This window comes from Pseudalkalibacillus decolorationis, from assembly GCF_024609785.1.
Lineage (GTDB): Bacteria > Bacillota > Bacilli > Bacillales > Fictibacillaceae > Pseudalkalibacillus > Pseudalkalibacillus decolorationis.
Map to the genome: position 1 here is coordinate 1 of NZ_JANHJQ010000014.1, position 23,580 is coordinate 23,580.

Below are 23,580 nucleotides of genomic sequence, written 5' to 3' on the forward strand. Positions count from 1 at the left end.
AACATAACACGCTTTTTGTGTTTGTGGAAGAATCGAAGCGACCTCGAGCACCTGGGCGCTGAAGCTAGACATTATAGAAAAGCGGAAGCGCCCTGTTCAGGTGTGACTAGCGCTGGAGGTTCTGCAACATAACACGCTTTTTGTGTTTGTGGAAGAATCGAAGCGACCTCGAGCACCTGGGCGCTGAAGCTAGACATTGCATCGATGCAGCAAACTTTTATGTATTATTTATATAAAAAAAGAGACGGATCAACTCATCCGACTCTTACTTTTGTTCTTGGGCTTTTTTCTGTTCTTTTATAACGGCCTTTCGAGAAAGGTTGACGCGACCTTGATTATCAATTTCGGTAACTTTGACTAGAATTTCGTCTCCAAGCTTGACGACATCTTCCACTTTAGGAATACGTTCTTCAGCAAGCTCCGAAATATGAACGAGTCCGTCTTTACCGCTAAATAGCTCAACGAAGGCACCGAACTTTTCGATACGCTTTACTTTACCAAGGTACATTTCACCAACCACTACTTCGCGGACAAGGTCCTCAATCGTTTGCTTTGCCTTTTGATTCATCGATTCATCTGAAGAAGCAATAAAGACCATACCATCTTGTTCAATATCGATTTTAACGCCTGTATCTTCAATAATTTTATTAATCATTTTCCCACTAGGTCCAATAACATCCCGTATTTTATCCGGATTAATCTTCATTGTTAAGATCTTTGGTGCATATTGAGATAGCTCTTTACGCGGTTCAGGAATCGTACTCATCATTGAATCGAGTATTGCCATTCTACCTTCACGAGCTTGGAACATCGCCTCTTGAAGAGTATCTCGATTAATTCCAGAGATTTTAATATCCATTTGTAAAGCTGTAACACCTTTCTTGGTCCCAGCTACCTTGAAGTCCATATCACCAAGATGGTCTTCCATTCCTTGGATATCCGTTAAAACAGTAACTTCTTCTCCATCACTGATCAGTCCCATCGCAATTCCAGCAACTGGTGCTTTCAAAGGAACACCCGCATCCATCATTGCCATCGTACTTGCACAAATACTCGCCTGTGAAGAAGAACCGTTCGATTCGAGTACTTCACTAACAAGTCTTATTGTATATGGAAATTCGTCTTCTGAGGGGACAACGGCTTCAAGTGCTCGTTCACCTAATGCTCCATGTCCAATTTCCCTGCGTCCTGGTCCACGCATAAAGCCGGTTTCACCAACACTGAATGGTGGGAAATTATAATGATGCATAAATCGTTTGGATTCTTCAGTATCAAGTCCATCTAACACTTGAACATCTCCAAGTGCACCAAGTGTACAAATACTTAATGCTTGGGTTTGTCCTCGGGTAAATAATCCAGAACCATGCGCTCTTGGTAATAAACCAATGTCAGAAGATAATGGACGAATTTCATCAATTTTTCTTCCATCTGGTCGCACCTTATCTTTCAATATTAACCGGCGAACCTCTCCTTTTATAAGCGTATGTAAAATTTCCTTGGCTTCTGTTGCTTTTTCTTCATCTTCTTCATATTCAGCAAGAACTTTTTCTGTAACCGCATTTAATGCATCTCGACGAGCATGCTTTTCAATTACTTTTACAGCTTCCTTTATATCATTGATAAACTTACCACGGACTTCTTCCGTTAGATCTGCATCAAGCTGGTGGAGCTTTACTTCCATCTTTTCTTTACCAATTTCAGAAGCAATTTGTTCTTGAAATTCAATCAGCTTCTTAATCTCTTCGTGACCAAAAATAATCGCTTCGAGCATGATTTCTTCTGGTACTTCGTCAGCACCTGATTCTACCATGTTAATTGCGTCTTTCGTACCGGCAACAATGAGGTTAATGTCACTTTCATCTTTCTGTCCCACGGTCGGGTTTATGATAAACTCTCCATTAATTCGTCCCACTGTAACTCCAGCAATTGGTCCTTCAAAAGGAATGTCAGAAACACTAAGAGCTAAAGAAGACCCAAACATTGCTGCCATTTCAGATGAACAATCCTGATCAACACTCATGACGATACTAATTACTTGTACTTCGTTACGGAAACCTTCAGCAAATAACGGTCTTATCGGTCTGTCAATCAGTCGCGAAGTAAGAACTGCTCTTTCACTAGGTCTTCCTTCCCGTTTAATAAAACCGCCTGGAATCTTACCTACTGCATACAGACGTTCTTCGTAGTTTACAGTTAATGGGAAAAAACTTAAATTCTTCGGTTCTTTTGATGCTGTTGCAGTTGATAGTACTGCTGTGTCGCCATAGCGAACCATTACGGATCCATTCGCCTGTTTAGCTAGGTTCCCAACCTCGATGGTTAGCTTTCGTCCAGCCCAATCCAGGGAATACACTTGCTTATTTTGTTCCATTTTGTGAGAACTCCTCTCGAACTTCAAAAATAATCTTATTAGTATTATTATAACCCAAAAGTATGTATTCAAAAAGTGGACGGTACTTTTGAACATTTTCTAAGAGGTAAATAAAGAAAACTTGGCTCAGCCAAGCCTTTGGCGCCGGCTGAGCCTTAGGTGCGCTTATACTATAGAAAGTATTTTTATACTTTCTTAACGTGTAAAAAATCAAACTACAACCACCTTAAGCGTGGTGACCGTCTCAGTTTTACTTTATACTATGGAAAGTATTTTTATACTTTCTAAACGTGCAAAAAAGCGGGGAGAACCCGCTTTTTTGTGACTATCGACGTAAACCAAGCTTGTTGATAAGTGTTCGGTATCGTGTTACGTCTTTTTTTCTTAGGTACGTTAACAAATTACGACGCTTACCAACCATTTTTAGAAGACCACGACGTGAGTGGTGATCTTTCTTATGAGTTCGTAAATGATCGTTTAACTCGTTAATTTGCTCAGTAAGGATAGCAATCTGTACTTCAGGAGACCCAGTGTCATTATCATGAGTCTTATATTCTTCGATCAATCCATTCTTACGTTCTTGTGAAATAGCCATCCTATTCACCTCCTTTTCTTATAATCCCCGGTTCCCTAGCAAACGTCGGTGATTCGCTGTGCCAAGAAACGGTTCTGTACATTTGTACATGTTCAAGAATACATCTTTTTAACTTGAAATGCAACCTATTCCAACTTATCATTATTGGAAATAATGGTTTGCTCTTTCTTTATCTATTGAAATTTGTTGGATTAACTCATCAATAGATGAAAACTTTTTCTCAGCACGTAGCCTCTTACACCACTCGATAGTAACTTCTTTACCGTATATAAACCGATCAAAAGAAAACAGATGGACTTCAATTGATGGAACAGAAGCTTGTTCGCTATAGAAGGTCGGCTTATATCCAACGTTACATACACCCTCACACCACTCATTTTCTACAAACATTCTAACAGCATATACACCGGTTGCAGGGTAAATATATGTATCCGATGGAACCACGTTTGCAGTAGGAAAGCCTATCGTGCTGCCACGTTTATCACCATGAACCACCGATCCGCGAATTTGATAGTTACGGTCCATATAAGTAGGAATCTCACTGACAGACCCTTCTCGAATTAACTTGCGAATTAGGGTTGAACTGACTTTCTCTCCATTTATTGATACCTTATGGATAACCGTATGACCAAATTTCTCTCGTGAATGGAATGGCAGGGTTTCCATTGTCCCTTCTCCTTTTTTACCAAAGGAAAAATCAAATCCAGCTACGACATGCTTGATATTAAATCCAATAATAAATAAATCCACGAAGTTCTGTGGTGTCAATGCAGCAAACTCTTTACTGAAATTCACGATATATAATCGGTCAATTCCAAGCGTTTCAATTATTTTTTCCTTGTCTATAACGGGTGTTATATGAGCCAGTTCTTTGTCACCCTTACCTAGGACAACAGATGGATGAGGGTCAAAGGTCATTACTGCCGATTCATAACCTCGCTCATCTGCAATGTGCTTGGCTGTCTCAATCACATGTTTATGACCAAGATGAATGCCGTCGAAATAACCAATCGCTAGTACAGCTTCACGTTCTTTTCTCAGTTCTTTATTCAAATCGGGGTATTCTATTCGGAATGTCTTCAAACGAACCACCTATTGTTCTATATTTTAATCACCTTCTCAGGTTTGACCCATCCAGGACGTGTCGGATGTGGTTTGTAAATGGCCAAACACTCTCCTTGTTCATTATAAACGGCAGTCCTTGGATTGGAAAGGTATTCAGTCTCTTGAAGAACCGAGCCGTTTAATACAAGCTTTTCTTCTTGAGCAGAAACCGTGACTGATGGGAAAATTTTCAATGCCTTTTCAATTGGTAATAGATGCGATGTCAAAGTGTCATTTTTAACTGCATCCTCTAATTCTTCAAACGAAATGGAGTCTTCTATGTTAAATGGACCTGATTGTACTCGTACTAAAGAAGCCATGTGTGCAGGCAAGCCTAACCTTTTGCCAATATCAACTGCTAGTGTACGTATATATGTTCCTTTACTGCAGGATACTCGAACTTTAAAAGTTACACTACCAGATTCATCCCTCGTAATTTGAGAAAGTAGATGTATAGAGTGTATATGGACTTTTCTAGATGGACGCTCTACAGTTTCACCTGCTCGTGCGTATTCATATAACTTTTTTCCGTTCACTTTGACTGCAGAATACATTGGAGGTACTTGTGTTAAGTCTCCTACAAATTCTTTTAGTACCGCATTTATTTCTGATTTACTCAATTCTCCTACTGGTGTCGTTTCAATAATTTCACCAGTTTGATCTTCTGTGGTGGTCGAGGAGCCCAATGATACAACAGCCTCATATGTTTTGTTGTAGTCACTCATATATTCTGCAACCTTTGTAGCTCGATTGATACATATTGGCAACACTCCAGTAACTGCAGGGTCTAATGTACCTGTATGCCCAACCTTTTTTGTGCCAAGTAACTTTCGCAATCGTGCGACACAATCATGAGAAGTAAGCCCTGAAGGTTTAAGCAAGGGGATTATTCCATCAATTAAAATACGCAAAAATACGTCCTCTCTTCCTGTCATGAAAATTGTTTATATTCGGTGCAGATTAAGGGAAGTTCGACTAGACCCAAAACTTTCTGTACGAACATCGAAGCCGATTTACCTCCTGTTGACCTTTGACTTATTGAACATCCTCTTTATGTAAAACAAAAAGAAAAGGAGCCGACGCTTTAAGAGGAGTCAGACAATCCAAATGCCTCTCTGTAGGTCAACCCCTTTACACTAAACTAATCACGTTGCTTGTTTATATCGGTAAGCAACGTATCAATCCGATTCCCATATTCAATCGAATGGTCAAACTCAAAAAGAATTTCGGGTGTTTTTCGTAAGCGAATTCGCTTTCCGATTTCTGATCGAATAAATCCTGTAGCTTTGGCAAGGCCAGCTAACGTATTCGCTTTTTCTTCATCATTCCCGAATACTGAAATAAAAACAGTGGCTTGTTGTAAATCCCCAGTTACTTCAACTGCGGTAACGGTCACAAATCCAACACGAGGATCCTTTATCTTTTGACCGATGATCTCTCCAAGCTCTTTTTTCATTTGCTCGCCGACTCGATTTGCACGAACATTTGACATCGTATGCACCTCTTTTCGTCTATCTTGACGAAGGTATTTCAAATCAAAGAAGTTCTATTTCGTAACTTGTGAGTTCAAATTCATCAAATCGATCGATAAACTTAATTATTTTTTGTAATTCTTTTTCAATCATTTGTTTATCTTTCGACACAGTTGCAACGCTTATTTCAAACCTTTGCCACAAGTCAAGGTGATCCGTTTCTGCAACAGCAACGTTATAGTTATTCTTTAGCCGTTGGGTCACTTTCTTGACAACAGATCGTTTATCTTTTAAAGAATGAGCATCATAAATATGACACTCACACTTCAAACTCCCAATCATTTCGGTTTAATTTCTTCCATGACGTAGGCTTCGATAATATCGCCTTCTTTAATGTCATTGAACTTGTCAAGAGTTATTCCACATTCGTAACCTGTAGCAACTTCTTTCGCATCATCTTTATATCGTTTAAGTGTATCTACGACACCTTCATAGATGACAATTCCATCTCGAATTAAGCGAACTCCTGCATCTCTTGTAATCTTACCTTCTGTAACATGACAGCCAGCAATTGTTCCAACTTTAGATACTTTAAACGTTGTTCGAACTTCAACTTGGCCGATCACCTTTTCAGCAAATTCTGGATCGAGCATTCCTTTCATTGCAGCTTCAATCTCATCAATTGCATTATAAATAATTCTGTGAAGACGGATATCCACCTTTTCAACATCTGCTGTACGTTTCGCATTGTTATCCGGACGCACATTAAATCCAATGATGATCGCGTTTGAAGCGGATGCAAGGATAATATCTGATTCGGCAATTCCACCGACACCTGTGTGTATAATCTTTACCTTTACGCCTGCTACATCGATTTTGTTAAGAGCACCTGCGAGCGCCTCAACAGAACCTTGCACATCGGCCTTGATAATGACATTAATTTCCTTGATTGCGCCCTCTTTGATTTGTTCAAAGAGATCATCTAAGTTGAGCTTCGAGCTTTCTTTTCGCTGTTGTTCAATTTGTCGTTTAGCTCTCGTTTCACCAATTGAACGTGCTTTCTTTTCGTCCTTAAAGACACGGAATTGGTCACCTGCATGTGGAACATCGTTCAACCCTGTAATCTCAACAGGTGTCGATGGACCCACTTTTTTAACTCTGCGACCAAGATCGTTCACCATTGCGCGGACACGGCCGAATGCATTCCCGACAACAATCGGGTCACCAATTTCAAGTGTACCACCTTGAACAAGCAGGGTCGCGACTGGACCGCGTCCTTTGTCTAATTGTGCTTCAATAACTGTTCCGTTCGCAAAACGATCTGGATTAGATTTATATTCTTCCACTTCTGAAATCAAAAGAATCATCTCAAGTAATCCGTCAATCCCTTCACCGTTAAGTGCAGAGAGCTTGACGAAGATCGTATCTCCCCCCCAGTCTTCAGGGATCAGGCCATGCTCTGTTAATTCTTGCATGACACGGTCAGGGTTTGCACCTTCTTTGTCAATTTTGTTCACGGCCACAATAATTGGTACTTCTGCGGCTTTCGCATGGTTAATGGCTTCAATTGTTTGAGGCATTACTCCATCGTCGGCTGCAACGACGAGGATTGTAATATCCGTAACTTGTGCTCCTCGTGCACGCATGGTAGTGAATGCTGCGTGACCTGGTGTATCAAGGAATGTAATCGGCTTTCCATTTTCTTCAATCTGATAGGCACCAATGTGCTGAGTTATACCACCAGCTTCACCTGCGGTTACCTTCGTGTTTCTGATCGAGTCTAGGAGCGTTGTTTTTCCGTGGTCAACGTGTCCCATAATCGTTACGACAGGTGGTCGGATTGACAACAACGACTCATCTTCAACGATTTCGTTACTTTCAAAGTCTGTTTCATCAATGATGATCTCTTCTTCAACCTCAACACTGTAATCTGCACCGATTAGCTCGATTGTTTCTTTATCAAGTTCCTGGTTAATTGTAGCCATAACGCCTAGACCCATTAATTTCTTAATGATTTCAGAGGATTCTTTGTGCAGCTTTTTGGCTAATTCACCTACTGTCAATGATCCCTCAAATGTAATTTTCTCCGGTGTTTTCGGTTTGATTGCAGTATTATTTGGTTTGAAATCGTTTCCAGGGCGTCGTTTATTCCCTCGATTATTTGAACGGTTGTTTCCACGATTATTATTATTTGCTTGATTATTCTTTTTAAACTTATTGTCCTGCTTCGGTTTATTACCCATCGATTGATTATCACCACTGTTTGATTTGTTTTCATTAGGCCGCTTTGCTTGTTTATTCCCCGTGGACTTATTAGCTGACTGGTTTGTTGGTCTTTGCGGCTTATTGTCTACATTTTTTTTAGTTTGTTCTTGTTTTGACGATTGATACGATTTTTCTAATTTAGCTGCTGTATTATCATCGATCATAGACATGTGGTTGGATACTTCTATATCCATTCCTTTTAATTTTTGAATAATATCTTTACTTTGTACGTTATATTTTTTTGCAAATTCATAGACGCGCATCTTACTCATTTTGTCACCCCCAAGATTATTGATCGACTAGGGTTTTTAATTTTTTGGCAAATCCATTATCGATCACAGCAACGGTTACCCGTTGTTCTTTTCCAATTGCATTTCCTAATTCGTATCGGTTTGGAACGAAATAGTAAGGAACATGATAATAAGTGCATTTATCAATCACTTTTTTTCGAGTGTTTGCGGACGCATCTTCGGCAAGCAAAACGATTTGAGCACGATTATGTCGGATTTCTTTAATGACAAGCTCTTCGCCAGATATACATTTCCCTGCCCGATTGGCAAGGCCCAGCAACGATGTCCAGGGTGATTTCATTCTATTCCCTCGTTTCGCTGACTTGCTTCTTAAGCTCTTCATAAATCGAATCATCAATCTGAGTTGACAATTGATTTTGTAATGATTTCTTCCTATGTGCTAGTTCAAAACACGTTTGTGAATTGCAAATGTATGCGCCCCGACCAGATTTTTTGCCGGAGTGGTCAATCGAAATTTCTCCATCTGGAGTACGGACAATACGAATCAGTTCCTTCTTCGGCTTGTTTTCTTGGCAAGCCACACATTTTCGCATTGGAATTTTCCGTTTCTTCATCGTTTCCCTCTCCTTTTACCCTTCCAGTTCATCCTCGACGATATCCTGGCCTTCATCAGCTGCTTTGTTAGGATTGAATAATCCTTGTTCTATTGCTTCTGATTCGCTCTTGATGTCAATCTTCCAGCCTGTTAATTTTGCGGCTAATCTAGCATTTTGACCTCGTTTACCGATCGCTAACGACAATTGATAATCGGGTACGATCACACGAGTCATTTTTTCTTCTTCTTTAACTTGGACCTCTACAACTTTAGAAGGGCTCAATGCATTTGCAACATATTCAACCGGATCATTTGACCAGCGTACAATGTCAATCTTCTCACCATTAAGCTCGTTTACAATCGTCTGAACGCGTTGACCTCTTGGTCCGACACATGAGCCAACTGGGTCTACCTCAGGGTCTTCTGCATGTACTGAAATTTTCGACCGGTCTCCGGCTTCTCGTGAAATGGATCTAATCTCTACCGTACCATCATAAATTTCCGGCACTTCAAGTTCGAACAGACGTTTTAAAAGTCCTGGGTGTGTTCTAGAAACCATAATTTGCGGACCTTTTGTTGTTTTTTCAACTTTTGTGATAAAGACTTTGATTCGATCATTTGTCTTATAACGTTCTGATTGAATTTGTTCAGTAACTGGTAGCAATGCCTCTACTCTACCAAGATCAACATACATATTCCGATGATCCTGACGTTGGACAATTCCTGTAATAATATCTTCTTCGCGGTCGATAAACTCAGAGAAAATAATTCCGCGTTCTGCTTCACGAACACGTTGTGTCACTACTTGTTTTGCAGTTTGTGCAGCAATTCGCCCAAAGTCCTTCGGAGTAACTTCAAGTTCTACAACATCTCCGACCTCATATTGCGGACTCATTTCTTTAGCCTGATCTAGAGGGATTTCTAAACGACTGTCCTCTACTAATTCAACAACGTTTTTTCGCGCGAATACTTTTACACTACCAGTTCCTTGGTTAAAATCCACACGCACGTTTTGCGCTTGATGAAAGTTACGTTTATATGCTGAAATCAATGCTGCTTCAATTGCCTCAACAATAACGTCTTTACTGATTCCTTTTTCCTTTTCAAGAACGGTTAATGCATCCATTAAATCGCTCACTGGACTCTCCCCCTTATTTTAAAATGATACCGCTAGACGTGCATTCGCAACTTTGTCATAGGGTATCGACATTGATTTAATTCGAGTTTTTACACGTATCTCAATGGTTAAATCGTTCCCATCAAAATTGACTAATGTTCCTTCAAACTCTTTTTGTCCTTCAATCTGTTCATAGGTTTTTATATGAACCAATTTCCCGATTGCCTTACGAATATCCTGCTCTTTTTTCAATGGTCGCTCAACACCTGGTGAAGAAACTTCTAGAAAGTAGGCTTCTTGAATTGGATCGAGTTCATCCAGCTTCCCACCAAGCTGTTCGCTTACCTTTCCACATTCCTCGATGTCAACACCTTCATCGCTGTCAATGTATACTCTTAAAAACCAGTTCTTACCCTCTTTAACGAATTCGACATCAACAAGTTCAAGGTTCATCGATTCTAGTATAGGGATAACAAGCTCTTCTGCTATCTCGGTCACCTTTTTGCTCATGAATGGTCCTCCTTTAATAACCGTAACGTTTTCATGTCTCAATATTTACATTTTCCGCACTGAAAAGATGTCAAACATAATGAAAGAGCGGGTTTGAAACCCACTCTTTCCGAGACGACCTATTCACTAGTATTTCCAAATTTACTATACCATAAACGTTCATCAGCTTGCAACTGATGGGTATTCTGGGACTTTTTAAACTTCCACTCCAAAAGTGCGTGTTCAAAAAGGAGGATAAAAAGAGCCGAGAAGTTCGAGGCGCGAAAAGTCTCGAGGACCGGAACGTATGCTATTAATACGTGAGGACCGAAGAGACCGAGCAACGAAGAAATTCGACAGCTATTTTTACCGGACTTTTTGAACAACCTCTNCGTATGCTATTAATACGTGAGGACCGAAGAGACCGAGCAACGAAGAAATTCGACAGCTATTTTTACCGGACTTTTTGAACAACCTCTAAAAGAGGGATAGTTGATTCGCGTCCGGTAACCCCTCCAAACAACCCTGATCTTCTAAATACTGCAGCACTGTCTTTGAGATCTTACTACGCTGCTGCAAATCTTCTTTTGACAAAAATTCGCCATTTTCTCTCGCTTTGACTATATTGATCGCAGCATTGGTGCCGAGTCCTGGAATCGCGTTAAATGGTGGAATTAACTCATTGTCTTCAACTATAAATTCGGATGCAGAAGAGCGATAGAGGTCTACTTTCTTAAACGCAAAACCTCTTTCACACATTTCAAGGGCGATTTCAAGAACAGTAAGCAAACTCTTTTCTTTAGGTGATGCTTCTAATCCTTTTTGGTTAATTTCATCGATCCGATGTCGAATTGTTGTAAGTCCTTTAACCATTGCGTCGAGATCAAAGTCATCAGCACGTACTGTAAAGTAGGCTGCATAGAACCAGATTGGATGGTGTACTTTGAAATAGGCAATCCTGACAGCCATTAATACGTATGCAGTGGCATGGGCTTTCGGAAACATGTATTTGATTTTCAAGCAGGAATCGATATACCAATCCGGTACATCATGTTTCTTCATTTCTTCGATCCACTCTTCCTGGAGTCCTTTACCTTTACGTACGAATTCCATGATTTTGAAGGCAAGAGAAGGTTCGAGTCCTTTATAAATTAAATAAACCATAATGTCATCTCTACAACCAATAACATCCTTTAGCTCACAGGTTCCATTCGCAATTAATTCGTTTGCGTTGTTGAGCCAGACATCCGTTCCGTGTGATAGTCCTGAGATTTGGACAAGTTCAGAAAACGTACTTGGTTTCGTTTCTTCAAGCATCTGTCTTACAAAGCGTGTTCCAAATTCAGGGATTCCAAGCGTACCGGTCTTACACATGATCTGATCTTCAGTAACCCCCAGCGATTCTGTACCGCTGAAGATCTTCATAACTTCTTTATCATCAGTAGGAATTGTCTTCGGATCAATCCCACTTAAATCTTGGAGCATACGAATCACCGTTGGGTCATCATGACCAAGAATGTCGAGCTTCAGTAAATTATCATGAATTGAGTGAAAATCAAAGTGAGTCGTTTTCCATTCAGAATTCTTATCATCTGCAGGAAACTGAACCGGGCAGAAATCGTATATATCCATATAATCTGGGACGACGATAATTCCACCTGGGTGCTGACCTGTCGTCCGTTTAACACCTGTACATCCAGAAACAAGGCGATCAATTTCTGCAGATCGATAGTGTAAATTATGATCCGACGCGTAACCCTTTACATAGCCGTATGCCGTCTTCTCTGCAACAGTACCAATTGTACCTGCCCGATATACATAACCTTCACCAAAAAGTTCTTTCGTATAATTATGGGCTCTTGGTTGGTATTCACCCGAAAAGTTCAAATCGATATCTGGTACTTTATCTCCCTTGAAGCCAAGGAATGTTTCAAATGGAATATCATGTCCATCTTTTGTATATGTCGTACCACATTCTTCACAATTCTTATCAGGTAAATCAAAACCTGAACCTACCGATCCATCGTCGAAGAAGGTGGAATGGTTACAAGAAGGGCAAACATAATGCGGAGGTAATGGGTTTACTTCGGTAATTTCCGTCATCGTTGCGACGAAGGAAGAACCGACGGATCCCCTTGACCCTACGAGATAACCATCTATTAATGATTTTTTTACTAACTTATGTGAAATTAGATAAATAACGGCAAATCCGTGGCCGATGATACTTTTCAGCTCTTTTTCCAGCCGATGCTCCACGATTTCAGGTAAATTGTTTCCATATATACTCCTTGCACGCTCATAGCTCATGTTACGAACTTCGTCGTCTGCTCCCTCGATTTTGGGTGTATACAAATCATCTGGTATTGGTTTTACTTCATCGATTTCTTGAGCAATCCTTTGCGTATTTGCTATGACAACTTCTTTCGCCTTTTCATCACCGAGAAACGAAAAGCATTCCAGCATTTCATTTGTCGTTCTGAAATGAACATCCGGTAGCATTTGTTGACGATTTAAGGGATTGGCATTCCCTTGACTAGCAATCAATATTTGTCGATAAACTTTATCTGTTTCATTCAAATAATGAACATTTCCCGTTGCTACCACTGCTTTATCTTGCTTCTCGGCCAATTTGACTATATTCGACACGATCTCCCGTAATGCAAGCTGATCCTGAACGAGCTCTCGTTCAATTAAGTGGTTATAGTTACTTAAGGGTTGGATTTCAAGATAATCATAAAATTTCGCGATTTCCTCTACCTCTTCAGGAGACTTTTGCATCATTCCTTCAAAAACTTCCCCTTTATCACAACCTGATCCAACAAGTAATCCATTACGGTATTTAGTCAGCCTAGAACGAGGGATCCTAGGTGTACGATAAAAATAATTCATATGAGACTCTGAAACAAGCTTGTAAATATTTTTTAATCCTTCTTGGTTTTTTGCAAGAAGTATGCAGTGAGAAGGGCGAGTTCTTTCGAATCCTGTTTCACCCATATGATCGTTTAATTCGTTATGATTTACAATTCCTTTTTCAACACCGTCTTTGACCATCTTCCATAATAAGAATCCCGTCGCCTCTGCATCATAAATTGCTCTATGGTGCTGTGTCAGTTCGATATCAAACTTTTTACATAATGAGTTAAGGCGATGGTTCTTGAACTCTGGATAAAGAAAACGGCCGTATTCCAGTGTGTCAATGACAGGGTTTTTCGCTTCTCCGATACCAATCTTTCGAAATCCAACGTTTAAGAATCCCATATCAAAACTAGCATTATGGGCAACTAGAATGTCGTCACCAATAAATTGATGAAAGTCTTCTAAAACCTTTTCGATTTCAGGAGCGCTTGAAACCATATCATCGGTAATTCCTGTCAGTTCGATCGTTGTTTGCGATAATGAGTGGTGAGGATTGGCAAACGACTCAAATCGATCTATAATTTCTCCATCTTTTACCTTAACAGCTGCGAGCTCAATTATTTTATTATAAACCGCGCTCAGACCTGTCGTTTCAACGTCAAATACGATATATGTCTCATCCAACAAGGATCGATCTTGATCGTTGTATGCAATGGGTACTCCATCATCAACAAGGTTTGCCTCTAGTCCAAATATCACTTTGATTCCATGCTTCTTCCCTGCTGAATAAGCTTCCGGATAGGATTGTACGACCGCATGATCCGTAATAGCAACAGCTGGATGCCCCCACTTCGCTGCCTGTTCTACTAGTGAAGAGGTTGAGCTGATTGCATCCATTTGGCTCATAGGTGTATGGAGATGAAGTTCAACACGCTTTTCTTCTTCGGTCATTTCATCTTGTCGTAAAGCAGGTTTTAATTCTTCAACATCATTGGCGATCATCACAAGATCCCTTACGAATGTATCATTTTGAATTCCACCGCGTGCTTTCACCCACATTCCTTTTTTAAGAGATTGCAGCTTCGGAATATCCTCTTTATCCCGCGAAAACATTTTTATTAGAATTGAATCTGTGTAATCTGTTATTTTGAACGTTAATAACAAGCGGCCACTACGTAGTTCGCGTGTTTCAGCATCAAATACGTATCCTTGGACCGTAATTTTCCGCTCTTCATCTACGATCGACTGTATTTCAACAGGTTCATCCTTTATGCCATAACCAATCTTAAGACGTTCTTGTGAAACTCCATTTGCGATTTTTTTCTCGGCCTTCTCTTTTTCCATCAATGCTGCTAATACCTTTGATTTATCTTCTTGCGCTCGTTGTTCTACAAACCTTTGAAAATCATCTTCGTTTCTCTCTACTTTTGTATCAAAAGAAAGGGGAGGGAAACCGAATTTAACAAATGCTTGTCCAAGAGCAGGTGCTAATTTCCTCTGGAATAACATGGACTGGGCGTCATTTGTTACCGTAACCGTAACTTTATTGCCCACAAGTTCGGGTAATCGTGCACTGAGCATCTCTCTAACGGGCAGCGAGCTCTCTTTCAATTGTTCCAAGCTACGTCCCCAGTACCCTTGAAATAGTTCACCTGAAAGTTTATTATCAGCACAATGGATCACACTATCCGTTGTAGCGATAGTTTGGAACGCTTCTTGCAGTAAAGTATGAAACAATTGAAACACTGTGTATGGTAGTGGTTGTTTGATATGAATATGAAAAGTCCATTTTTTTTGCTCTTTATTTATTGAAAGCTTTTGAACATACCCTTCCTCAAACCAGTTCTTCTTATCTTCTGGGAAAGCGATTTGTTCTAGTAAAAGCCTCAGCCTCTGTGTACGAATATCTAGATCTTCCATGACCACTTCGGCCCCTTTCCATTACGAACTACATATTTTAAAATGAACTTACCGGATTTCAGTTTGAAGGTTTGATAGAAATTGCTTTAAATCAGAAACAGACACCTCGGCTTTGTTCCCTGTTTGACGGTTCTTTACTTCAACGATTTCTTCGTCAGCCCGTTTTCCAATGATGATCTGAATTGGAATCCCGATAAGGTCCGCATCGGTAAACTTAACACCTGCACGTTCTTTCCTGTCATCGTAAAGGACATCCCAACGATCCGTTTTTAATTGATCATACAATCTCTCTCCAAGAGCGGACTGATCATCCTTTTTAGGATTTACACATATCAAGTGAAGATCGAATGGTGTAAGAGTAGATGGCCATAGAATACCGTTTTCATCATGCATTTGTTCAACCACTGCAGCTAGCGTTCTTGAAACCCCGATTCCATATGATCCCATTATAATCGATGAAGATTTTCCGTTCTTATCCAAAAATTGAGCGTTCATCGATTCACTGTATCGTGTGCCAAGTTTAAATACATGACCAACCTCAATCCCTTTTGCAAAAACAATATTACCCTTGCCATCTGGAGAAGGATCCCCTTCTGTAATAAACCTAAGATCTTCATAAAATTCTACTTGAAAATCACGTTCAGGATTTACATTTATAAAATGCTTGTCTCGTTCATTTGCACCACAAACTCCATTGACAATGAATTGAACGGCATTGTCCGCAATGACTCGGACTTGATCAGGAATCATTATCGGTCCTATAAACCCGACTTCACAACCAAGGATTTCCCTTGTCTGCTCTTCTGTTGCTAATTCAATGACTTGAGAGCTGAGTACATTTTTTACCTTAATATCGTTGATTTCGTGATCACCACGAACGAGGACGAGGACAGGTTGATCATCGGCGATCCAAAGCAGTGATTTAATACATTCACTTGCCGACACATCAAGATATTCCGTAACCTCATTAATCGACTTTATATTCTCAGTTTGTACGATTTCTTTGTTTTGAAGAGCTGTATCCATTTTGGAGTAATTGATTTTTACAGGAGCCATTTCCACATTTGCTGCAAATTCGGAGCCACTTGAGTAAGCAATTGTGTCCTCCCCGATATCAGCAAGAACCATAAATTCGTGGGTGTCCTTTCCTCCCATTGCGCCAGAATCAGCGAGAACCGCGCGAAAGTTCAATCCACAGCGGGAAAACACATTTTTGTATGCGTTAAACATATTGTTATAACTATTGTCCAAGCCTTCTTGATCAGCATCAAATGAATAAGCATCCTTCATAATAAACTCTCTTCCACGTAGAAGTCCAAAACGGGGACGCTTTTCATCTCGATATTTCGTCTGAATTTGATATAATACCATTGGTAATTTCTTGTATGATTTCACTTCATCTCGAACTAGACTAGTAATCAGTTCCTCGTGGGTGGCACCTAATGCAAACGTCCGATCATGGCGATCGTTCATACGCATAAGTTCAGGCCCATATGTATGCCATCTTCCCGATTCTTCCCATAACTCAGATGGTTGCAGTGCAGGCATCAAAACTTCCTGAGATCCTATCCCGTCCATTTCTTCACGAACAATCGTTTCAATTTTGCGAAGGACTCTCTTTCCAAGCGGTAAAAATGAATAGATACCTGACACGTTTTGTCGTATAAATCCAGCTCGCAATAAAAGTTGATGGCTTTTGGCATCAGCATCGGCTGGGACTTCCCGTAATGTTGGACTGTAAAAATGACTTTGTCTCATCTTGACACCTCTTCTTAGAAATTATCTTTAAATAAAGAAAACTTGGCTAGCGCCAAGCCTTAGCGCTGGCGATCGCCTTAGTTGCGCTTATACTATAGAAAGTATTTTTATACTTTCTTAACGTGTAAAAAACGGCAATCGCCTGGCCCAATCGAGGCGATTGCCAACGTACAAATTTACTGAATGAAAAACTTATGGATATCGTTCCAGGTCACCACAATCATCAGTAACATTAATAGCGCAAATCCAATAAAATGGACCATTCCTTCTTTTTGTGGATCGATCGGTTTGCCACGAATCCCTTCAAGTGCTAGGAAGGTCAACCTTCCTCCGTCTAAAGCCGGAAGCGGTAAAAGATTAAAGATCCCAAGGTTGATGCTCAAAAATGCGGCCCACTGGAGAAGCACGAAAGCACCCTCATCAGCTGCTTTATCCGTGTATTGATAGATCCCGACAGGACCTGATAGATTATCAATTGAAATTTGTCCGGTCACTAGTTGTCCAAGCGCTTGAACGATGGCTACGGTTAGTTGACCGCTTTTCTCAATTCCATACTTTAAAGATCCAAGAAACGACACTTCTGTTGGCATATATACACCAACAAATCCCTCAGCTCCACCTTGCTGAGCCTTTCTTTCACCCGGTGTCACCGGAACAGCCATTGTTTCCCCATCACGTTCAATCGAGAACTGTAATTCTTCCTTTGGGTTTTTTTGAATAATCGTCACTAGCTCTTCCCATGTATTTACAGCGTCACCGTCTACCGAAAGAACTTGATCACCTTTTTGTAATCCTGCTTCAGCAGCGGGTCCACCAGGGTCTATTTTCCCAAGCTTTGATTCATTCAGTGGTATTCCTTGGGTTAATGCATAAACAGCTAGAAGAACAAACGCTAACAAGAAATTCATAAACGGACCTGCGAAAATAGCAAGAAAACGGTTTAGCAATGACTTTGAGCCGAATTGTCTATCAAATGGAGCGATTTGTGTCGGTACTCCATCCTGTATACAGTCTGCTTCAGGATGGATTGTATAGGTTTCCGAAAGTTCTTCATCTACATGTGCTCGAATGATAAGCTCTCGTTCTAGATCGGCGTGTTCTACTGTAACAACCTTTGCATTTGGATATTTAGACAGTTGATTTATGATAATTTGTTTAATACGATGACTGTCGTCAAAAGCTAAACCTACTCGTGCTCCAGGCTTTATTTCAATGCCCTCAGGGTCTTCTCCAGCCATCCTTACAAAACCGCCTAATGGCAGCAACCTAACCGTGTATAGTGTTTCTCCTTTTTTGGAAGAGAAGATTTTCGGACCAAAGCCGATTGCAAATTCCCGGCATAGGATCCCTGCCCTCTTTGCAAGCATTAGGTGACCCAATTCGTGAAAAAATACGAGGGCACCAAATATAATAACAATCGCGATAAATGTATTCATTTATTGACCACCTTTATACAAGAAGTGATTGCACATATTCACGTGACATATGATCGACCTGGCGAATTTCATCAAGGGTCGGTTCCTTAATTGATTCGTGCTGCTCTAATGCTTTTTCAATAAATACTTCAATATCAAGAAAACGAATTTGTCCCTTAAGGAAAGCCCCTACTGCTGCCTCATTTGCTGCATTCAGTACAGTCGGGAGTGTACCACCGATTCTTCCTGCGTCAAATGCGAAACGTAAACAAGGAAAGCGTTGTAAGTCCATTTCTTCAAAGTGAAGTTGACCGACCTCTACTAAGTTTAACCTTTTTCCCTTTAACACTTCAAGTCTATCTGGAAGGGTAAGTGCATATTGGATCGGAACTTTCATATCAGGTGTTCCAAGGTGAGCTATTACACTTCCATCAATAAATTCAACCATTGAATGAATGACGCTTTCCCTATGTAAAAGGACGTCAATTTTATCGTAAGGAGTATTGAACAACCAATGTGCTTCGATGACTTCAAGACCTTTATTCATCATAGTTGCTGAATCAATTGTTATTTTCGATCCCATCGACCAATTTGGGTGGTTTAAAGCCTGTTCAACGGTAACACCCTCTAAGTCTTTTCTTGAGTAATCACGAAAGCTCCCACCAGAAGCTGTCACGATCATTTTCGACATTTCCTTGATGTTCTCCCCGTTAAGACATTGATAGATCGCAGAATGTTCACTATCCACCGGTATAATTTCTACGCCGTGCTTTCGAGCATTCTCCATAATGATATGTCCTGCAGTCACCAACGTTTCTTTATTTGCCAGGGCGATCGTCTTTTTCTCTTCTATTGCTGCCATTGTCGGATTCAGACCAATACTTCCCATAACAGCATTAACTAGTATCTGAGAATCAGGATCTACAGCAACTTCCATCAAACCCTCTTCCCCATAGTATACTTGACAAGCCGTATCAATAGTCCCTTTTATTTCTTCAGCAATCTCTCTTGTGGCGACAGACACACGCTTTGGGCGAAATTCATTAATGAACTTGACCCCAAGTGTCGCATTGGTTCCAAAAGAAAGTGAGGTGAGACAAAATTGGTCTGGGTGTGCTCGTATTACTTCGAGTGTTTGAGTACCGATTGAACCAGTAGCCCCTAACACACTAATGTTTTTCATAGTTTCCCCCATTCAACAAGCTGATTAAGACATCAGTTGCAAGATATGTAAGATCGGCAAAACGAATAATATGCTGTCAAACCGATCAAGTATTCCACCGTGACCAGGAAGCAGTGTCCCTGAATCCTTAACTTCATAATGACGTTTAAAGGCAGATTCTACTAGGTCTCCTATTTGACCAAAGATACCAATCACAATTGCAGCAAGAATAGCCAAAGTCACAGTAGAGTAAATCGGGAATATCATTTGATAAATCACAGCTACGAGAATCGCACAGCCCAAACCTCCGAGAGAACCCTCAATCGTCTTATTTGGACTGATTACTGGCCATAGCTTTCGTTTTCCAATTGACTTGCCAATGAAATAAGCTCCAGAATCTGTAGCCCAGACAATTAATAATACAAAAAAGATACTTTCTACTCCATTCTCTAATGCGCGCGTTTCATTTAAATATAAAAAACCAACGCCAATATAAAGCGTTGCCATTAACACAAAACTAGCGTCCTCAAAAGAGAAACGGTTTTTTGTAATAACCGTCCAAGTAAGCAACAAAAGAAAACCAATTATGATCGTTGAGATTTTAATCGAATCACCGGTAAATATCTTTTCATTAAGCACTCCTGGAATGATGAGAATTAATACCATAACAGAGGAGACACTGCCAGCAAAATCCCAGAGTGTTATGCCCTTCATTCTTATAAGCTCACGTAATGCCATAATTGACATGATTCCAATAAGAATATAGAACCATATTCCACCAATAAATACGATTGGAATGAAGACTAATGCCGCTAACAGTCCAGTAATAATACGTTCCTTCATTATTTTCCTCCTAAGGGTTATACCCCTCCAAACCTTCTGCCCCTACGTTGATACTCTAGAATCGCTTCTTCGAGAGTTTCTTTTGAAAAATCAGGCCAGTACACATCTGTAAACCATAATTCCGTATAAGCGAGTTGCCATAACATAAAATTACTTAAACGGATCTCTCCGCTGGTTCGGATCAAGAGCTCAGGATCACCTATATCATTTGTCATCATGTAGGATCCTATTAATTTTTCATTAACATCCTCAGCCCTTATAGTTCCTTTTTCCACATCTTTCGATAATTGACGTACCGCCTCGGTTATTTCATATCGACTACCATAATTCAATGCAAAGTTCAAAACGAGACCACTATTGTGCTTCGTTCTTTCGATCGCTTCATTTACAGCCTTTTGAGTGTAAGCTGGAATTCCTTCCCTTTGCCCAATAGTGCGAACTTGAACGTTTTCTTTAATGAGCTCCGGTAAATAAGTGAGTAAGAACTGCTCAGGTAATTTCATAATAAATTCAACTTCAGGTTTAGGTCTTTTCCAGTTTTCAGTAGAAAAGGCGTATAAGGTTAATGCATGAACACCAAGTTCGTTTGCATGTTTAACAACCTTTCTCACCACTTTCATACCCTCACGATGGCCAGCAATTCTAGGTAGTCCTCGCTTTTTAGCCCATCTTCCGTTTCCATCCATGATGATAGCAATATGATTTGGAACCCGGCTACGATCCAATTCGATACTGTCTTTCGTTTCTTTATTTGATTTTGTTAAGTTTACAAGCTTGTTCAGCATCGTGTATCCTCCAGTTAAGAAAACTTGGTCCCAAAAGGATAACCCTAAAGGCAATCGGTTAAAAATGTACAATTTTACAGAACTATGTATGGTAAAAAAAGGGGTGACTCAAACCAGGGAGTCAACCCTTTTTATAAAGGAGACAGCCCACCGATGAGTCATGTCTCCTTTTCACTTATCTTATTTTAACTTGAATTCTGTTAGACTTCCATGATTTCTTTTTCTTTTGCTGCAGAGATCGAATCAATTTCAGCAACAAATTTGTCTGTTAGCTTTTGGACTTCATCACTATAATGTCTCAAATCATCTTCCGTCATTTCTCCGCCCTTTTCGAGCTTTTTCAAATCGTCATTAGCATCACGACGGACATTCCGAACAGCTACTTTACCTTCTTCCGCATACTTCTTAACAAGCTTAACAAGTTCCTTACGACGTTCTTCTGTTAATGCAGGAATAGCAATACGGATAACATCTCCATCATTGGAAGGTGTTAGACCGAGTTCAGCTTTCTGAATAGCTTTCTCGATGTCACCAATTATTGACTTATCATACGGTTGAATTAAAAGCAAACGAGCTTCAGGTACTGAAATGTTTGCCATTTGATTCAATGGAGTTGCAGCACCATAATAATCTACATTCACGCGATCAAGAAGAGCAGGATTAGCTCGTCCAGCACGTAAGGTTGATAATTCCCTACGAAATGAATCAACTGCTTTATTCATCTTATCATCTGTTTGTTGCATAACTTCTTTTGACATGTTATTTCCCCCTTACTACAGTTCCAATATTTTCTCCTTCGATAACACGCTTGATATTTCCTTCTTCCATGATCGAGAATACGATTAATGGAATGTCATTATCCATACAAAGTGAAGAGGCTGTTGAATCCATAACACCTAAGCCTTCTTTTAGCACTTCGAGATACGAAAGTTTGTTATATTTCGTTGCACTTTCATCCATTTTAGGATCAGCAGAGTAAACGCCATCAACATTGTTTTTCGCCATTAATATGACTTCTGCTTCAATCTCAGCTGCACGGAGAGCCGCTGTAGTATCCGTTGAGAAGTAAGGATTCCCAGTACCGGCTGCGAAAATGACAACACGCTTCTTCTCAAGATGCCTTATCGCTTTACGACGGATATAAGGTTCAGCAACTTGACGCATTTCAATGGAGGTTTGCACCCTTGTTTGAATACCAATATTTTCGAGACTATCTTGAAGAGCTAGTGAGTTCATAACTGTCGCAAGCATCCCCATATAATCAGCGGTAGCTCGGTCCATTCCCATATCACTACCTGCAATACCTCTCCAAATGTTCCCTCCTCCAACGACAACAGCAACCTCAACATCCATTTCAACGATTTCCTTAACTTGAGTTGCGATTGATTGGATTACGCCAGGTTCGATCCCATAGCCCATCGTTCCTGACAATGCTTCTCCGCTTAACTTTAAGACCACTCTGTTGTATTTCGGTGTACTCATCTTTTCCCTCCATCAGCGTTTCCTACATTATATGGGTTTGCTTGAAAAATAGGGAACACATTGCGTGTCCCCTATTTTTCGGTTCTAAGAAGTGCGCTCTATACTGCACATATATACATAGAACGTTATTACTTTTTCACCTGTGACATTACTTCTTCAGCAAAATTGTCATCACGCTTTTCCATACCTTCTCCAACTTCATAGCGGACAAATCCTTTTACAGATCCACCTTTACTGCTTACATATTTACCAACTTTTTGATCTGGATCTTTAACAAACCCTTGATCAACAAGGCAAATTTCTTCGAAGAACTTGTTAAGTCGACCTTCAACCATTTTTTCGACAATCTTTTCTGGCTTGCCTTCATTGAGAGCCTGTTGTGTCAACACTTCACGCTCACGTTCAACTTCTTCATCAGAAACTGAATCACGGTTCACGTAACGGGGGTTAACCGCAGCAATATGCATTGCTACATCTTTTGCAACCTCTTCATCTGTAGTACCACCGATAACAGATAATACACCGATACGTCCGCCCATGTGGAGGTAACCGCCGAATGCATCATTCTCCTCTTTTTGCAAAATCGTGAAGCGACGAAGAGAAATCTTCTCACCAATTTTCGCGATTGCATTGTTAATATATTCTTCTACAGGAACACTTCCGCCAGCCATTGTTTGCTTACTAGCTTCTTCAACAGAAGATGGCTTCCCTTCTAGAAGGTGTAAAGCGATGTCTTTAATTAACTTTTTGAACCCATCGTTCTTTGCAACGAAGTCTGTTTCAGAGTTAACTTCAACAATTACAGCTTCATTTCCATTAATCTCAATATGAGTTAAACCTTCAGCAGCAATTCGGTCAGCCTTTTTTGCTGCCTTAGCAATACCTTTTTCTCGAAGCCAATCTACTGCTTTTTCCATATTACCGTCGTTCTCAGTAAGTGCCTTTTTACAATCCATCATTCCAGCACCCGTTTTTCCACGTAACTCTTTAACCATTTGTGCAGTAACTGCCATGTGTGATTTCCTCCTTTTAAATATGTAATACTAATGCCTCTCTTTAAAAAGGGTGATAAAGGGTCAGTTCCCCTCTATCACCCTTAT

At 40.2% G+C, this 23,580-nt stretch carries 20 protein-coding genes; all 20 read right to left on the reverse strand.

All coding sequences use genetic code 11. The annotated features are described in order from the left end of the window. Positions 1-265 precede the first annotated feature (265 nt). Positions 266-2,371, reverse strand: a complete 2,106-nt coding sequence (gene pnp, locus NON16_RS14240) for a polyribonucleotide nucleotidyltransferase (protein ID WP_257349995.1) — start codon at positions 2,369-2,371, stop codon at positions 266-268. A 325-nt stretch (positions 2,372-2,696) separates the two neighbouring features. After that, positions 2,697-2,966 (reverse strand): 30S ribosomal protein S15, encoded by a 270-nt coding sequence (rpsO, locus tag NON16_RS14245; RefSeq protein ID WP_236332504.1) that lies wholly within the window; start codon positions 2,964-2,966, stop codon positions 2,697-2,699. Positions 2,967-3,107: 141 nt separating this feature from the next. Beyond that, complete coding sequence (ribF, locus tag NON16_RS14250; RefSeq protein ID WP_372508813.1) at positions 3,108-4,049, reverse strand: bifunctional riboflavin kinase/FAD synthetase; 942 nt, start codon at positions 4,047-4,049, stop codon at positions 3,108-3,110. 17 nt (positions 4,050-4,066) lie between these two features. After that, positions 4,067-4,975, reverse strand: a complete 909-nt coding sequence (truB, locus tag NON16_RS14255; RefSeq protein ID WP_308216615.1) for a tRNA pseudouridine(55) synthase TruB — start codon at positions 4,973-4,975, stop codon at positions 4,067-4,069. Positions 4,976-5,211: 236 nt separating this feature from the next. Next, the gene (gene rbfA, locus NON16_RS14260) at positions 5,212-5,562 is read right to left on the reverse strand and encodes a 30S ribosome-binding factor RbfA (RefSeq protein WP_257349998.1); all 351 of its coding nucleotides are present in this window, start codon (positions 5,560-5,562) and stop codon (positions 5,212-5,214) included. Between the two features lie 43 nt (positions 5,563-5,605). After that, the gene (locus NON16_RS14265; protein WP_257349999.1) at positions 5,606-5,884 is read right to left on the reverse strand and encodes a DUF503 domain-containing protein; all 279 of its coding nucleotides are present in this window, start codon (positions 5,882-5,884) and stop codon (positions 5,606-5,608) included. After that, positions 5,881-8,079 carry a translation initiation factor IF-2 gene (gene infB / locus NON16_RS14270; protein WP_257350000.1) on the reverse strand — a complete coding sequence of 733 codons (2,199 nt, stop codon included), beginning with the start codon at positions 8,077-8,079 and terminating at the stop codon, positions 5,881-5,883. Before infB ends, NON16_RS14265 begins: the two co-directional genes overlap by 4 nt. A 16-nt stretch (positions 8,080-8,095) precedes the next feature. Next, the gene (locus NON16_RS14275) at positions 8,096-8,398 is read right to left on the reverse strand and encodes a YlxQ family RNA-binding protein (protein ID WP_257350001.1); all 303 of its coding nucleotides are present in this window, start codon (positions 8,396-8,398) and stop codon (positions 8,096-8,098) included. Between the two features lies 1 nt (position 8,399). Continuing rightward, positions 8,400-8,672, reverse strand: coding sequence for an RNase P modulator RnpM (gene rnpM, locus NON16_RS14280; protein WP_257350002.1), 273 nt, complete (start codon positions 8,670-8,672; stop codon positions 8,400-8,402). Between the two features lie 15 nt (positions 8,673-8,687). Continuing rightward, positions 8,688-9,779 (reverse strand): transcription termination factor NusA, encoded by a 1,092-nt coding sequence (gene nusA / locus NON16_RS14285; RefSeq protein ID WP_257350181.1) that lies wholly within the window; start codon positions 9,777-9,779, stop codon positions 8,688-8,690. A gap of 30 nt (positions 9,780-9,809) precedes the next feature. Further along, entirely contained in the window at positions 9,810-10,280 is a 471-nt protein-coding gene (gene rimP, locus NON16_RS14290; RefSeq protein WP_257350003.1) for a ribosome maturation factor RimP, read from the reverse strand. Positions 10,281-10,736: 456 nt separating this feature from the next. Next, positions 10,737-15,035, reverse strand: coding sequence for a PolC-type DNA polymerase III (locus NON16_RS14295; protein ID WP_257350006.1), 4,299 nt, complete (start codon positions 15,033-15,035; stop codon positions 10,737-10,739). 48 nt (positions 15,036-15,083) lie between these two features. After that, positions 15,084-16,793 (reverse strand): proline--tRNA ligase, encoded by a 1,710-nt coding sequence (locus tag NON16_RS14300; RefSeq protein ID WP_257350007.1) that lies wholly within the window; start codon positions 16,791-16,793, stop codon positions 15,084-15,086. Between the two features lie 176 nt (positions 16,794-16,969). Beyond that, positions 16,970-18,229 carry an RIP metalloprotease RseP gene (gene rseP, locus NON16_RS14305; RefSeq protein ID WP_257350009.1) on the reverse strand — a complete coding sequence of 420 codons (1,260 nt, stop codon included), beginning with the start codon at positions 18,227-18,229 and terminating at the stop codon, positions 16,970-16,972. Between the two features lie 13 nt (positions 18,230-18,242). Next, entirely contained in the window at positions 18,243-19,391 is a 1,149-nt protein-coding gene (locus NON16_RS14310) for a 1-deoxy-D-xylulose-5-phosphate reductoisomerase (RefSeq protein WP_257350010.1), read from the reverse strand. 24 nt (positions 19,392-19,415) lie between these two features. After that, positions 19,416-20,213: a phosphatidate cytidylyltransferase gene (locus tag NON16_RS14315; protein WP_257350012.1), complete on the reverse strand. Its 798-nt coding sequence runs from the start codon at positions 20,211-20,213 to the stop codon at positions 19,416-19,418. A 17-nt stretch (positions 20,214-20,230) separates the two neighbouring features. Beyond that, positions 20,231-20,998 (reverse strand): undecaprenyl pyrophosphate synthase, encoded by a 768-nt coding sequence (gene uppS, locus NON16_RS14320; RefSeq protein WP_257350015.1) that lies wholly within the window; start codon positions 20,996-20,998, stop codon positions 20,231-20,233. A gap of 200 nt (positions 20,999-21,198) precedes the next feature. Next, positions 21,199-21,756: a ribosome recycling factor gene (gene frr, locus NON16_RS14325; protein WP_257350017.1), complete on the reverse strand. Its 558-nt coding sequence runs from the start codon at positions 21,754-21,756 to the stop codon at positions 21,199-21,201. Between the two features lies 1 nt (position 21,757). Beyond that, entirely contained in the window at positions 21,758-22,480 is a 723-nt protein-coding gene (pyrH, locus tag NON16_RS14330) for a UMP kinase (RefSeq protein ID WP_257350018.1), read from the reverse strand. A 128-nt stretch (positions 22,481-22,608) separates the two neighbouring features. Beyond that, the gene (tsf, locus tag NON16_RS14335) at positions 22,609-23,493 is read right to left on the reverse strand and encodes a translation elongation factor Ts (RefSeq protein ID WP_257350020.1); all 885 of its coding nucleotides are present in this window, start codon (positions 23,491-23,493) and stop codon (positions 22,609-22,611) included. Positions 23,494-23,580: the final 87 nt, after the last annotated feature.